The following is a 14,971-nucleotide window of genomic DNA, read 5'->3' on the forward strand; positions in this document are numbered from 1 at the left end:
GGATAACCCCCTACTAATTGAAGTGTCACTTTTTTATATTCACTTCACTATCTAAAACAACAAAAAATCGTTTCCCCACCATCCCGGTAAGGAAACGATCCATCAATGAATCTCTATTTGTTTTTCTCGCCATTGTTCAAGCTGGCGCATTCCTCGTGCCTCTCGTAACTGTTCCTTCGCTACAGCAATCCCGTCTTCAATCGTAGGTGTAGCATCGAATAAATAATACCGAAGTCCAGCATTAAATACGACTTGATTGTAATAATACGTATATGCTTGTGATTTTTCTCCACTCAAAATCGATAAGATAATCTTGCTCTGTTCATCCGCAGTTAATTTTTGATTCTTATCGAAGTCCTTGTTCATCATGCCAAAGTCATCCGGTTTAACGATAAAGGAATCTAACTTATCCTCAGTCAGTTTAAACACAAAACTGTTGCGGTGGACTGGGACATCCTCAGACCCTTCTAACCCTTGAACCATATATACTTGTTTATAAGAAAGGTCTTTAAAAATTGGATAAATTTTATTAATGGCGGTACGATGAAAAGCCCCCATCATAATACGGCCTGCACCGGCAACATTCAGTAGTTTTTCCACCGTATTCAGTAGCGTCCGCACCCCAATTTCTTCACGTATGTTTCTTATGTCCGCTAATGACTGACAATATTTTTCGGTCCATGCAAAACCAATCTTATTTTTTTCGATTGTTGTTGTTAACGTGTCTTCTGATTGGTCCACCTCGATACCCAAGGAAGCTAATACCTCCTTAATTGTCACTCCATATTTTGGCGGCAAGGTATCACTGCTATGTAAAAATGCTGGCATGCCATTTTCCGCTAATAAAAGCGACACAGGGATCGTTGCCATAAACGAATTACGTCCATTATACGGACCAGCAAAATCAATCATCGGTTCGGAAACATCGGAAGAAAGGGAAAGATTCGTTGTCTGCTCTTGAAATGCATGAACAAACGCGAGTAATTCTTCGGGAGATTCTGTTTTCATACGCTGTGCGACAAAATAAGCAGCGGTTTGCGCATCAGTGGCATTTCCACCGGCAATCGTTCGAGCAATCTGCAGTGTTTCCTCATAACTTAAATCTTTTGATCCACGTTTTCCTCTCGCTACTTCTTTAAGCCATTGTTGCATGAGAATCCCCTTCCTTGATCGCTTCTTCTACTCTCATTTTTAACGTCTCACATACATTTGGATGACTCCCTAAGTAATCACTTATAAGTACCTCTTGCGCTGGTTGTAACTCCAATTCGTTTACTGTTTTCTCAATCCCTGTCATTAATATGCCTGTAAATAATAAGTATGGAACCAGCATGATTCGCTCTGCACCGGATTGAACTCTCTCCACGAGTGCTTCTTCAAATTTAGGTTGGGCTGCAGCTAGAAAACATTTACGAACTGAAGAGGACTTAGGAAGCTGCGACTGCAGAAGGTCGACAATCTCCTGGGTATCTGCAACGGCATCTTGATCACTGCTGCCTCTCCCAATTAGAAGAATGTCCAACCCCTCTACATCAGGACTTTTAGCATGAATCCTTTCCAATACGGCATCCACCATTCGGTCGTTAACACCCAGTGGGCGACCATAAGAAAATTTAATCTCAGGATACTGATTTTTCTCCACTTCTAATTCTTGTGGAATATCTTGTTTCGCATGGGCTGCGGTTAATAACAACACAGGGACAACCGCTATTTTGGTTGCTCCCTGTTCCACACATTGACGGACCCCTTCCGAAATAGAAGGGGATGCTAATTCTAAGAAACAATATTCTTGTATTGGTGCATCCACCAGTTTCATAGTTTTTTCTACAAATTCAATCGCTTCAGCAGTTGCCGCGGGCACACGACTACCATGACAAATATATAAAACAGCTTGCATCGTTATCACTCCACTAATAGGCTTGTTGAAGCTCTATCGCGGCATCGTTATGATTCATGAGCTTTAAGCGCTCGATTTTTTCACGATACCGAACCACTTCTCCTACCACTATCATAGCAGGATTACTTATTTTTTGTCTATTCGCAATTGTACAAATGGAGCTTAAGGTGCCTGTCACCGTTTGCTGATTAGCTGTTGTCCCTTGTTGGATGATCGCTACTGGTGTGTTTTGGCTTTTTCCATGTTTCATCAATTCTTCACAAATATAGGGAAGATTTCGAACGCCCATATAGATGGCTAGTGTATCCACGGCTTTTGCTAGACTTTCCCATTTGATGTTGGTAGGTTTTCCCTTTTTACAATGCCCCGTTACAATGGCAAAAGAGCTACCTAGTTCTCGATGTGTGATCGGAATATCCGCATATGCAGGTGCAGCAACTCCTGCTGTAACACCAGGTACAACATCATATTCCAACCCTTCCTTAGCTAATGCTTCCGCTTCCTCCGCACCGCGACCAAACACAAATGGGTCACCACCCTTCAATCTAGTCACTACCTTCCCTTGTTTGGCGTATTTTACGAGCAAATGATTAATCGTTTCTTGCTTCATCATATGAAACTTTGGTAGCTTTCCAGCAAAAATTAAATCTGCTTCTGGCTTTGCTTCTTGCAAGAGTTCCGGATTTACTAGCCGATCATATAGAATCACATCCGCTTGCTGTATACACTTCAATGCTTTCACCGTTATTAATTCTGGATCACCAGGACCCGCTCCCACTAAAAATACTTTTCCCATGAAAAGTCCTCCTCTTTATGCCCGTCCGCGCTCCGCTCTTGTGATTGGGGCTTTCTGTTTGGACAAATCTAGCACGTTTTTAGCCTCCACACTTCTATGCGTTAGATAGAGTGCTAGACCAGTAAACAAGAATCCACTCACTAAATTACCAAGTAGAACTGGGATTTGATTCCATAACCACCAATCTGACATGGTTACATCTGCACCAAGCATCATACCAGCAGGGATAACAAACATGTTCACAACCGCGTGTTCAAACCCTTGTGCAAAGAATATCAAAATGGGTAACCACATCACAGCCATTTTTCCAAGTGTTGATTTTGCTGTCATCCCCATCACAACACCGAGTGTAACCATCCAATTACATAGCATTGCTTTAACAAACACAACAATCAATCCGTCACCACCAAGGGCGGCATATCCAATCGTTTTTGCTTCTGCGACTGCAATTACTTTTGCTGCTACCGCATGATCCGTGACGTGTCCTAATTGCGAAATGGCAATCATATACAATAACGCATAAAAAGCACCACCTATGACATGTCCGACAATCACCCAAAACCAATTTGAAAGCATTTGACTAATCGTTGCCTTTTTCTCCAATACAGCCAATGGAATCAATGCAAAACTTCCCGTTACAAGTTCCAACCCCAGCAAAATGACCATCACAAATACAGCTGGAAATAACATTGCCCCAATAAAGCCCATACCTGACTGTGTTTCTGCGGTAAATGCAAGTGTTGTACCAAACCCGAGAAACGCCCCCGCGAGCGCTCCTCGAATTAATAAATCTTTGATTGGCAACTGTGCCTTTGTAGATCCTGCTTGAACCATACTTTCCACCACTTGATCCGGTTTCACATACGCCACGCATTACCCCCCCATCCGTTTGATTATTCTGAAATCAATATATAAACCTTCTCTTCATTTGTCACTTCAACTTGATAGGTCTGTACGCACCCCTCATCTGGAGCTTGCGCTTGCCCATCGACAACACTAATTTTCCAATCATGCATTGGACAAAAAACGTGCTCCCCACTAACCAATCCTTCTGCAAGCACACCACCTTTATGTGGACATCGATTTTCAATCGCGCGTACATCTCCATTTGCTAATTTAAAGACAGCTACCTCTTGTTCATCAATCACAATGGTTTTTCCTAATCTTTCTGGTAGATCTGAATAGTTGCCAACGTATACTTTTCGTAATGTTTTATCCATGTTTATCCCCCCACGTCCTTATTTAGATGTTGTTGTTGGTACATTTACTTTTTCAAATAATTCTTTTAGTGTTGTTTCGTTATGAATTGCTTCACTCCATGGTTCTTGAATCACAGATAATGCTTCATCCATGCGTGCATTGAATTCATCTCGCTTCTGTTTGTCATCTAATACTTCTTTGACATGGTCAATGCCAAAACGATCGACCCATTTTGATGTTCGTTCTAAGTAATTGGCTGTTTCACGGTAATATTGTAAATAAGCACCGACCCATTCCATTACTTCATCCTCTGTTTTTACCTTGACTAACAGATCAGCCTCTCTTAGCTCGGTACCACCATTACCACCAACATAAATTTCCCAAACACCTTCTAAACCAACAATTCCTACGTCTTTAATACCACCTTCCGCACAGTTTCTTGGACATGCTGATACACTCATTTTAAATTTATGTGGCCCATATAGCCCTTCGAATTTTTGCTCTAGACGAATTCCAAGGCCAGTGGAATCTTGTGTACCAAAACGACAAAACTCTGAGCCAACACATGTCTTAACTGTTCGAAGCCCTTTCGCATACGCATGACCTGATGGCATATCAAGATCTGCCCAAATATCAGGTAAGTCCTCTTTATTAACACCTAATAAGTTAATCCGTTGTCCACCAGTTATTTTTATCATACCAACATCGTATTTTTCCGCTGCATCAGCAATTTTACGTAAGTCCTCGGCATTGGTTACCCCACCATACATTCTAGGTACAACCCCAAAGGTTCCATCTTTTTGTATATTGGCGTGCATTCTTTCATTAACAAAACGTGACTCTTTTTCATCATGATATTCTTTCGGTTTAAGCATTCCCATGTAATAGTTCAATGCTGGTTTACACTTTGAACAACCTTCTTCATTTTTCCAACCAAGTACGTTCATGACTTCGCGGGTGGTACGCATGCCCTTTTCCTCAATTTCAGCAATGACTTCATCCTTGGATAAATCGGTACAACCACAGATCGACTCTTTCTGATCGGCATTATAATCGTCACCAAGCGTGTACTCCAATAGGTCTGACACAAGCGACTTACAAGTCCCACAAGAACGTGAGGCATTCGTACACCCTTTAACCTGTTCCACACTTGTTAACCCCTGGGAGTTAATGGCTTCTACAATGGTGCCTTTATCAACCCCATTACACCCACAAATCAATTCGTCATCAGGCATACTGGCCACAAGGTCCGAGCCTGACTCCTCACGTTCACCAGCTTCTAAGTACTCTTCGACGTCGGCGCCCTTTTTAATCATACTTAATAGTCGTGTACCTTCTTTCGTGTCTCCAAATAAGACTGCACCTGAAATTTTTCCTTGATCGACAATCACTTTTTTATACGTTCCATTCCAATCATCGTACATTTTGATTGCTTTTGTATTACTCTGCTCATTAATCATCCCTGTCGAGAACACATCAACACCAGATACTTTTAACTGCGTGGATAGGACCGACCCTTTGTACCCTTCATCTTCTTTGTTACAAATATGCTTCGCCAATGCCTTACCTTGTTCATACAGTGGGGCAACTAGGCCATATACCATCTGATCGTGCTCGGCACATTCCCCTACCGCATAAATGTTCGCGACATCGGTTTCCATATGATCGTTCACGACAATACCTTTATTAACACCAATGCCAGATTCTAACGCCAAGGAAACATTCGGTCTAATCCCAACCGCCATAACAACTAAGTCTGCAGAAATCCTACCACCATCGCTAAACTTAAGACCCGTTACGCGCTTTTTCCCGGTGATGTCTGTTGTTTGTTTATTTAATAAGAAATTCATGCCTTGTTGTTCTAATTCTTTTTGAAGTAGTTCACCTGCATCTCGGTCCAATTGACGTTCCATCAGGTAATCCGAGATATGAATGACATCGACTTCCATTCCTAAGTTTAAAAGCCCACGTGCTGCTTCAAGACCTAGTAATCCACCACCAATGACTGCTGCCCGTTGATATTTTTTCGAATAGTCTATCATTGTTTCACAGTCTTTAATGTCACGGAAAGCCGTTACCCCTTCTTTATCCGCACCTGGTAAAGGTAACATGAATGGATTGGAGCCTGTTGCGATAATCAAGTAATCATACGCTTCTTTTCGATCCTTATCAGTAACAACGATTTGTTTTTCTTTGTCAATGTTGGTCACCGTTTCACCAGGGTATAATCGAATATTGTTCTCCTCATACCAGTGCCACTCATTTAAAGTGATATCGCTAAGCTCTGTGTCCCCTTGCAACACCTTAGATAATTGAATCCTATTATAGTTCGGATACGGTTCACTACCAAACACAACAATGTCAAATTCATTCGGTTTTAGTTTCAAGATTTCTTCAATTGTTCGAATACCAGCCATTCCATTTCCAATTAGTACAAGTTTTTGTTTCGACATGTAATCATCCACCAACCCTTTTTCTGAAAATTCAATCTAGAGTTAGTGTACTGGGTATACGATTAGTTATTCAACGAGGTTGTCAGATAATCTTACAAACCCCTCCGCTTAATCGTCTAAATGCAAACGCTTTAATTGGTATTGCGTTTTTAAATGAAAAAGCAACGCTGAAACGGATTGGAAACGGATACAACTAGTGTTATTTTGTCTAACAACAAAAGGAAGAAAAATAGTTCTATCGTACTATCAACTGCTCACTTCAATATTTGACTATAGACGTAAGTGGGAAGTTTCGCTAATCATTGGGCTCTTAGCGGACATGGTAAATATGCGGACACGACTATCCACCGCCACCCATTTTATCAATTCCTATACAACTAGAAAGGCCGTTCAAAAGTATAACTTCTGAACGGCCTTTATTTTTACCATCAATCATCATAATCATTTCGTAATAGCATTTCTTTTGGAATTTTTGTACCTCTAGCACCTCGTAAATCAGCCTCCATCATTTCAGTTGGATAGAATAGAAGCAAACTTCCGCGGTTTAAATCGACCAATTTTTTCGGCAAGATATCAAGTTCTGGATGCCAAGCGACAGTTCCTCTACGGGCACTAATTAAAATAACAAGATCATTTGATTTAACGCCTTTTAGATCTTTCTCATACAACGTGTCCCAATTGTCGGTTGAATGAAATTCGATCGGAACTTTTGGACGAACATATTTCGAAATATTTTCATACGTTTCTTGATTATCATTTACAATATAAGATTTAATTGGTGCATTTAACTGTAACGATATATCTTTCACAATTCGCATCGAATCCTCAAATCCTGGTTTAAATGCTACATTGTTCGGAATGATTAAAAGAATACGTTCTGTTGTATTCAACGGATGCCTCATTTTTGCAATAAGGGAACGTTGATAGGTGTGCTCCAAGAAGTTATCGATTATATTTCCAAATATTTTCCTACTTCCTTCATGTTCACCATTCCAACCAGCAATAATGGTAGTTATTCTTTCTTCTGTAACAGCACGTTCTATTCCCATGCCAATATTACGATCAACTCTTGTAAGCAATTTAACAGGAACATCTGCACCTGAGGCATACATAACCGCATGTCCAAGCATTCTTTCCGCCTGTGCTACTTCAGAATTAGCTTGCTTTAAATCCCGCTGTACAACACTTAACGGGTACAGAGGCTCTTCGGTATTTTTAGCTTTTTTCAAAATAAAACCTAAATCCATTAATGATTCCATCGTATCTGGATTTGCCAATGGAATGAGAATCCGTTCAGGTAGCCCTTCTTTTTGAGGTTCCGCATCTTGAAAGGTAGAAAGTTTTCGTGCATATTTTTCAGAGAAATATGGACCTAAAATACAAGTAAGCAAGATCATGACAATTACCGCGTTTATTGTTTGCTGATTTAATAAACCGATTTGAAAACCAACTAAAGTAGATGCTAACGTTGCAGCTGCCTGCGAGATCGATAAACCAAATATTAGTTTTCTTTCATCTACTGTATATCCATATATCTTACTAGTGATAAAGCCAGCTATCCCTTTACCGGCAACAACTGCGAATAATATTAATCCTGTTACAACCCATGCTTCAGGATTGGATATTAACAGACTTAAATCCATCAGCATACCGACAGATAATAAGAAAAAAGGGATAAACAATGCATTCGCAGTAAATCGGATCCGATTCATAAGTGGACCATGATCATAAATATAGCGATTTAATGCTAAACCTGCTAAAAACGCACCGATGATCGGTTGTAATCCAGCAAATAATGCAACACTTCCAGCGACAAACAAAATCACCATCACAAAGTTAAACTCTGTCGCTGCATCATTGCTTGAATTTCTAAAAAACCACCTGGAAATTGTCGGGGTAAGTATAAGTACAGCAACGGTAAATAAAGCAGTGGCAATGATTAAATTTAACCAAAAACCAATTGATAACTCACCTTCTGTTGTTCCCGTAATGACCGCTAAGACAAGTATTGCTAATGTATCCGTTATAAGCGTTCCACCAATAACGGTCGTCACAGCCTTATTTTTCGCCAATCCCATTCGGCTCACAATCGGGTATCCTAGTAACGTATGTGACCCAACAATTGACCCTAACAATATCGAAGCTTCTACACTGAAATCTAAATAAATACCAACGAACGTACCTAACGCCGCTGGGATAATAAATGAAAGTAATCCAAAGTAAATACTACGTTGTCGATATTTCTTAAAACCATCTATATCTAACTCTAATCCTGCAATAAAAATAATAAATAGTAAACCTACAGTACCGAGTAACTCAATCGTTGTATCTCTAGCTAATAAATTCAACCCATTTGGACCAACAATAATTCCAGCAACAATTGGACCTATAATAGCAGGTATACGTAATTTTCCCATTAATATAGGAAAAAATAAGAAAATTAACACAGCTAAACCAAAAATAACGACTGGTTCCTGTAATGGTATATTCAAAAGCAATCCCTCACAATCCATCATGACTTTTATTTATAACTATTGACATGGTCGTTTTATTACGATTACGAATGATTAATATACTATATTTTTTATTAGTTGCCAATAATTATTTATCATTATTTATTTTCCGGTTGAATCGTGACTCAACATAGGTGAAATACCCAGTCACTATGGTGAAAGTGGGACATAGGGACAGGGCACTTGTCCCCGTTGATGAACCGAAAAAAACTGACAGACACATTAACTCACCATCTTATCGGATAAAAAAGGAATACAAAACGCGTTGCGCTCTGCATTCCTAATATAACTTTTCTCTCCTAGAATGGAACCGTCATACTAAATGAACTGGAACACATACCCACCAGCAACACCTATCAACACAATCATCCACGCTGGTAGTTTCCAAACATTTAACAATGCAAATAAAATAACAGCTAATGCGAAATCGGAAGCGTCAAATATCGAACTAATTAAAACTGGATCGTAAAAGGCTGCTAATAAGATACCCACTACACTAGCATTAACCCCCATTAAAATACCTTGAAAAGATGCCCGGTTGCGCAATTCATTCAAGAATGGTAACGCCGCTATAATAAGTAAGAACGATGGCAAAAAGATTCCTACTGTGGCGACAACTGCACCTATGAGCCCATCGATCATCGTTCCCAAATAACTGGAGAATGTAAATAACGGTCCTGGTACCGCTTGAGCCATCCCATAACCAGCTAAAAATTCATCCGGAGATAACCAACCTGTTGGTACAACTTCGCGTTCGATCATTGGTAACACAACATGTCCCCCGCCAAACACTAATGAACCAACACGAAAAAACGTATCAAACATACTTAGTAACGGATCATCTGTCATTCGCGTTAAAATGGGTAACACGATTAATAGGGTTATTAAGGTACCCAGTGACATCATCCCGGCACGTTTAGTAATAGAAACCGAAAATGGCTGGACCTTTGATTCCGCCTTTTCACTAAATAGTTTTAAGCCTAGTAAACCTGCAGTCAATATAACGACAATTTGCATCCATGCAGACGGATAGATTAACATGACCATTGCAGCTACTACCGCTATCGCAAGACGTGTTTTATCTGGAGTCAATTTCTTCCCCAGTCCAATTAACGCGTGAAGGACAACAGCTGCTGCTACTATTTTTAAACTATGAATAAATCCTGCTTCATCCAATGTGAAAGTTTGATACAACATCGCAAAAACAACAAGTACAATAATTGATGGTACTGTAAAACCAAACCACGACATTAGTCCTCCAAGCAATCCGCCACGTAGCATCCCAATGGATATTCCAACCTGGCTACTGGCTGGACCTGGTAAAAATTGACAAAGTGCTATAATATCTGCATACATTTTGTCATCCAACCATTTACGTCGATCAATGTATTCATCTTTAAAATAAGCAAGGTGGGCAACAGGACCACCAAATGATGTTAGCCCCAACTTTGTTGATACACCTAAGATTTCCATAAGTGTTCGAAACCTGCTTTTGGTCGGATTCGGTTTCATATAATCCCCCTTTTAAAAAAAATTGTAGGATAAGATATAGTATTACACGGCTGACCAATCCTTGTATGTACAACTTATGGAGACGAAGAGACTATTCTTTTCCTGTGTAAATATCTCCTCCCTGTCTCCATATATTAATGTATAATAATTTACTTATATGTACAACGAAATTTAGAGATTTAACATGTAAAGATTTTGTAAACTAATGATGGCTGTGGCTGTTATCATCACCGTGACAATGAATCTGTTCACACTATCCTCCTCCAAAAACAGTTGCAAACATTTGTTCTTTTGTATATAATTTAAATCATAGATTTTAAGAAATTTCAGATTATACGTACAACTTCAAAAAATGTTGCAAATTCACTGTAAAAGTCATTTTTTGTCTTTGTTTTCACTACTTGACTGCATGTTCAGTGTAATTTACTGGCTGAAACTGTCCTATCACCATTCAAGAATAGATAAAATCTATGTTAAACTAGAAAACAGTGTTTTGTGAAAGTGGGGATACAGATGGGACAATTATCCGTTATTGTTGCAGAGAGACACCCTTATTCCATAGGTCGTCTTATCAAAGACGCTGAAAGCTATCTCGAGATGACAGTGATTGGCCAAGTACAAGAGGAAGAAGAATTAGTGAAACAAACCACTCTTTACCAACCAGATCTACTAATTGTCGATACAAACATCTCTAGTAAAGATGTACTATCAACCGTTAATAAATGTCTTTCCTTTCATCCAAGTTTGAAAGTGATTTTTGTAACCGTTTCTACCGAATATGCTGTACAAGCTTTTTCTATCGATGCGATCGATTATATTGTAAAACCATATAAAAACGAACGATTATTTCGCGCCATACATCAAGCAAAACATTGCATTCAATCTCAAAATTCGCACCAACGAGACCACTCCAAGAGACTATATATTCGCCAAGGCGCTATTCATCACTATATACCAAAAGAAGAAATATTATTTCTCGAAAAGACAAAACATAAAGTGTTTATTCATTCAACAAATCAAATTTATGAAACACAAGAAACACTAACGTATTATTTGGATATTCTTGATGATGATTTTTACCGTTCCCATCGATCGTATATCATTAATCTTAGTAATTTATCACGTATTGAGCCATCTGGTCACACATTCCTAGCATATTTTCAACAGTATGATCGACCAGCCTTCATTTCAAAAACACAATTGAACAATATTAAGCAACAAATGCATATTTTCAAATGAAGCTTTGATGAAATACAAGGTTGGTATCGATTATAAAGCATCACTTCCATCAATTAGGATTTTCCTTTATCCTCTGCTGATGGTCGTAAATCTATCACTATCATTGCTTTAACTAGTGACTATGTTTATCCATTCCAATCACGGTTAAATAATTTCTATAGTAGTATTTATTTTTTATTAGGAGGTTAATTTTGGATTCATTGTCAAATGAACTTTTGATTGAGGCTTATAGTAAAGCTCAACAATTGCAGTTGGATGAGGATTTTATTGTTCTTCTAAAAGAGGAAATTAATCGACGAGGATTGCAAACAAAATACAATCTATTCTCCATATAACCAAATTATATAGTTATATATTGAAAATCTATCACTGATAGGATAAGATGGTACCAGACTCAAATCTATATATTGATAAAATTTACACCGAAACAACTATATATTGTACGCTAAAGGTAAAGATGCCAAACGGCTTAATAGGGAAACTGGTGCAAATCCAGTACTGCCCCCGCAACTGTAAGTGGTACGAACCGAGCAAATCCACTGTATGATCCCATGGTAAAACACTATTGCCAGTTTATACGGGAAGGGCTCGAAGTAGGTGACACCACAAGTCAGGAGACCTGTCTTTACTTTGGAGTAGTTACTTTTAGTTAACTACTTAAGTTTCAAATTTCTCGGGGATTGGGAAGATGAAACGATGGCTTTGAAATCTAATTGGACAAGTATATTGTCTATGTCCTTTCTTTTTTCATGTTATCGTTTTGCTGCTCAAATCCTTGAGCAGCTTTTTTTATGCAATAAGTTAGATGAGGTCTACCATTCTTACGTTTCTATTTAGAGGAGGAATAATCATGTCAACCACCATCCAATCTGAGCTTGAACAAGTTATCTCAATAATTGATACTGTATCCCAGCAATTCAATATCGATTCTTCTGATTTAAAAAATAAACTGCAACAACAACATCAAGGCAAAGCAGATCCTAGTAAGGAAGCATTATTTTATGCTCTACACCATATTTCAATGGATCAACCAAACTGGACATTCCTAGCTGCTCAATTTTATCTACAAGAACTCTATCAACAAGCAGCTACCAATAGAGAATACAACCCATCTTTAAAGTATGGTGATTTTTACCAGCTTTTATCCATATTAACCGATAAAGGAATCTATTCTAGTAACCTATTAGATACATATGATCAAAACGAGATAGAAATGCTTGGTAAGGAAATCAAACCTGAACGTGATCAATTATTTAATTATATTGGTTTATTTTTACTTGCTGATCGTTACTTAGCAAAAGACCATGATCAGCAAATTTACGAACTACCACAAGAACGATTCATGATTATAGCGATGACACTCATGCAACAGGAAGAGAAAAGCAAACGAATAGAGTTAGTAAAAGAAGCTTACTGGGCATTAAGCAATCTATACATGACAGTCGCTACCCCGACGCTTGCCAATGCAGGAAAAAGCTTTGGTCAGCTTTCCTCTTGTTTTATTGATACGGTTGATGATTCTTTGGATGGTATCTATTTAAACAATTGGGATATTGCAAGATTAAGTAAAGATGGTGGCGGAATCGGTATTTACTATGGAAAGGTTCGTGCCCTAGGATCCGACATCAAAAAATTCAAAGGAAACTCGTCTGGTATTGTCCCTTGGATTAAGCTCATTAACGATACTGCCGTTAGTGTTGACCAGCTTGGCCAACGTCAAGGGGCGGTAGCGATTTATTTAGATGTATTCCACAAAGATATAATGAACGGATTTTTAGACTTGAAAACAAATAATGGGGACGAACGTCGTAAAGCACACGATATTTTTACCGGTGTTGCGATTCCCGATTTATTCATGCAAAAGTTGCAAGAAGTTGATGAGAATGGACGAAGTATCGGCGAATGGCATACATTTTGTCCACACCAAGTAAAACAAATAATGGGGTGGAAAGACAAAGACGGAAACGCATTAGGACTTGAAGATTTTTACGATGAGGAAAATGAAAAGTACTTTACAGAAAAATATCTGGAAGCTGCTCAGCATCCGCTTCTACCACGTAAAACCTATAGAGCGATGGACATTATGGCTAGAATCATGGTTGCTCAATTAGAAACAGGAACACCATATATGTTTTATCGCGATGAAGTAAACCGGCAAAACCCTAACAAACATGTCAAAGAACCTGGATTGACTTCGATTTATTGTAGTAATTTATGTACGGAGATTGCTCAAAACATGTCCCCTACAACGATCCAAACAGAATATCTAGATGAAGATGGTAATCTAGTTATGGTCCGCAAACCTGGCGACTTTGTTGTTTGTAATTTATCATCGATTAATTTGCCACGTGCCGTGAAAGCGGATGTGATCCCAAGACTGGTTCGCATTCAAGTTAGGATGCTCGACAATGTGATTGACATCAATACCATTCCAATTGGACAGGCACAAGTGACCAACCAAAAGTATCGAGCAGTTGGTTTGGGAACATTCGGATGGCACCACCTATTAGCATTAGAAGGAATCGATTGGGAGTCGGATAATTCTGTCAGCTATGCTGATCAATTATATGATACTATCGCCTACCATGCGATCCACGCTTCGATGGAATTAGCCAAGGAAAAGGGCACCTATCAACAGTTTTTGGGATCTGAATGGGAAAGTGGCGACTATTTCAAACGAAGAGACTATACTTCTAAACGATGGACAGCATTACAAGAGCAAGTCCAGCAAAACGGAATTCGAAATGGCTGGTTAATGGCGGTTGCACCAAATTCATCCACCGCCAAAATCGGAGCTTCAACAGATGGAATTGACCCACTTTATGCGGTGGAATACGCTGAAGAGAAAAAGAACTTTAAGTTTAAAGTAACGGCACCTGATTTAGACCATCGTACGTACAATTATTATAGAAAAGCAAGGCATGAACTTGACCAACATTGGAGCATTAAACAAAATGCTGCCAGACAACGTCATATCGATCAAGCAGTCAGCTTCAATTTTTATGTACGTCATGACATTAAAGCAAAAGACTTATTGCAACTGCACATAGCAGCATGGAAACAACGTTTAAAAACTACTTACTATGTTCGAAGTACTTCTCAGGCAGAAATTGATGACTGTGAAGCGTGCCATAGTTAAAATATAGGCTCTTCTGTCGTATGGTTTATGGTTTTTGAGTGTGCATTTTTTATATACGTAAAAACGTGTACTAGTTTTCTACTTTGGAGCAGAACCGGTACACGTTTTGCTCCTTTTCGTTTACTGGTTACACACTTTGTTACTGATCCAGGGCACGTTTCGTTCCTTTTCGTTTACCGGTTTCACACTTTGATGCTGATACGGGGCACGTTTCGTTTACTG

At 39.0% G+C, this 14,971-nt stretch carries 11 protein-coding genes and 1 riboswitch; of the genes, 3 read left to right on the top strand and 8 right to left on the bottom strand.

Annotated elements, in window-relative coordinates:
* Positions 1 to 102: 102 nt before the first annotated feature.
* The 8 genes from FCI53_RS04325 to chrA form a co-directional block, all read right to left on the bottom strand.
* Complete coding sequence (locus FCI53_RS04325; protein ID WP_138416192.1) at positions 103 to 1,152, bottom strand: anthranilate phosphoribosyltransferase; 1,050 nt, start codon at positions 1,150 to 1,152, stop codon at positions 103 to 105.
* The gene (locus FCI53_RS04330) at positions 1,136 to 1,897 is read right to left on the bottom strand and encodes a sirohydrochlorin chelatase (RefSeq protein ID WP_138416194.1); all 762 of its coding nucleotides are present in this window, start codon (positions 1,895 to 1,897) and stop codon (positions 1,136 to 1,138) included. The genes FCI53_RS04325 and FCI53_RS04330 overlap by 17 nt, the downstream gene beginning before the upstream one ends.
* Before the next feature lie 13 nt (positions 1,898 to 1,910).
* Positions 1,911 to 2,693, bottom strand: coding sequence for a uroporphyrinogen-III C-methyltransferase (cobA, locus tag FCI53_RS04335; protein ID WP_138416196.1), 783 nt, complete (start codon positions 2,691 to 2,693; stop codon positions 1,911 to 1,913).
* A gap of 15 nt (positions 2,694 to 2,708) precedes the next feature.
* Positions 2,709 to 3,563 carry a formate/nitrite transporter family protein gene (locus FCI53_RS04340; RefSeq protein ID WP_138416198.1) on the bottom strand — a complete coding sequence of 285 codons (855 nt, stop codon included), beginning with the start codon at positions 3,561 to 3,563 and terminating at the stop codon, positions 2,709 to 2,711.
* A 23-nt stretch (positions 3,564 to 3,586) separates the two neighbouring features.
* Complete coding sequence (gene nirD / locus FCI53_RS04345; RefSeq protein ID WP_138416201.1) at positions 3,587 to 3,913, bottom strand: nitrite reductase small subunit NirD; 327 nt, start codon at positions 3,911 to 3,913, stop codon at positions 3,587 to 3,589.
* An 18-nt stretch (positions 3,914 to 3,931) separates the two neighbouring features.
* Positions 3,932 to 6,346 carry a nitrite reductase large subunit NirB gene (gene nirB, locus FCI53_RS04350; RefSeq protein ID WP_138416203.1) on the bottom strand — a complete coding sequence of 805 codons (2,415 nt, stop codon included), beginning with the start codon at positions 6,344 to 6,346 and terminating at the stop codon, positions 3,932 to 3,934.
* Positions 6,347 to 6,774: 428 nt separating this feature from the next.
* Entirely contained in the window at positions 6,775 to 8,838 is a 2,064-nt protein-coding gene (locus tag FCI53_RS04355) for a cation:proton antiporter domain-containing protein (RefSeq protein ID WP_138416205.1), read from the bottom strand.
* 339 nt (positions 8,839 to 9,177) lie between these two features.
* Positions 9,178 to 10,371, bottom strand: a complete 1,194-nt coding sequence (chrA, locus tag FCI53_RS04360; RefSeq protein ID WP_138416207.1) for a chromate efflux transporter — start codon at positions 10,369 to 10,371, stop codon at positions 9,178 to 9,180.
* A gap of 513 nt (positions 10,372 to 10,884) precedes the next feature.
* Here chrA and FCI53_RS04365 point away from each other — a divergent pair.
* From FCI53_RS04365 to FCI53_RS04375, 3 genes are all read left to right on the top strand, one after another.
* On the top strand, positions 10,885 to 11,610 hold the full coding sequence (locus FCI53_RS04365; RefSeq protein ID WP_138416209.1) for a LytR/AlgR family response regulator transcription factor: 726 nt from the start codon (positions 10,885 to 10,887) through the stop codon (positions 11,608 to 11,610).
* Positions 11,611 to 11,801: 191 nt separating this feature from the next.
* The gene (locus tag FCI53_RS04370) at positions 11,802 to 11,945 is read left to right on the top strand and encodes a sporulation histidine kinase inhibitor Sda (protein ID WP_138416211.1); all 144 of its coding nucleotides are present in this window, start codon (positions 11,802 to 11,804) and stop codon (positions 11,943 to 11,945) included.
* A gap of 103 nt (positions 11,946 to 12,048) precedes the next feature.
* Positions 12,049 to 12,251: riboswitch (cobalamin riboswitch) on the top strand.
* A 209-nt stretch (positions 12,252 to 12,460) separates the two neighbouring features.
* Positions 12,461 to 14,749 (top strand): ribonucleoside-diphosphate reductase subunit alpha, encoded by a 2,289-nt coding sequence (locus tag FCI53_RS04375; protein ID WP_138416213.1) that lies wholly within the window; start codon positions 12,461 to 12,463, stop codon positions 14,747 to 14,749.
* Positions 14,750 to 14,971 lie beyond the last annotated feature (222 nt).

It is taken from the genome of Aquibacillus sediminis (assembly GCF_005870085.1).
Taxonomy (GTDB): domain Bacteria; phylum Bacillota; class Bacilli; order Bacillales; family Amphibacillaceae; genus Aquibacillus_E; species Aquibacillus_E sediminis.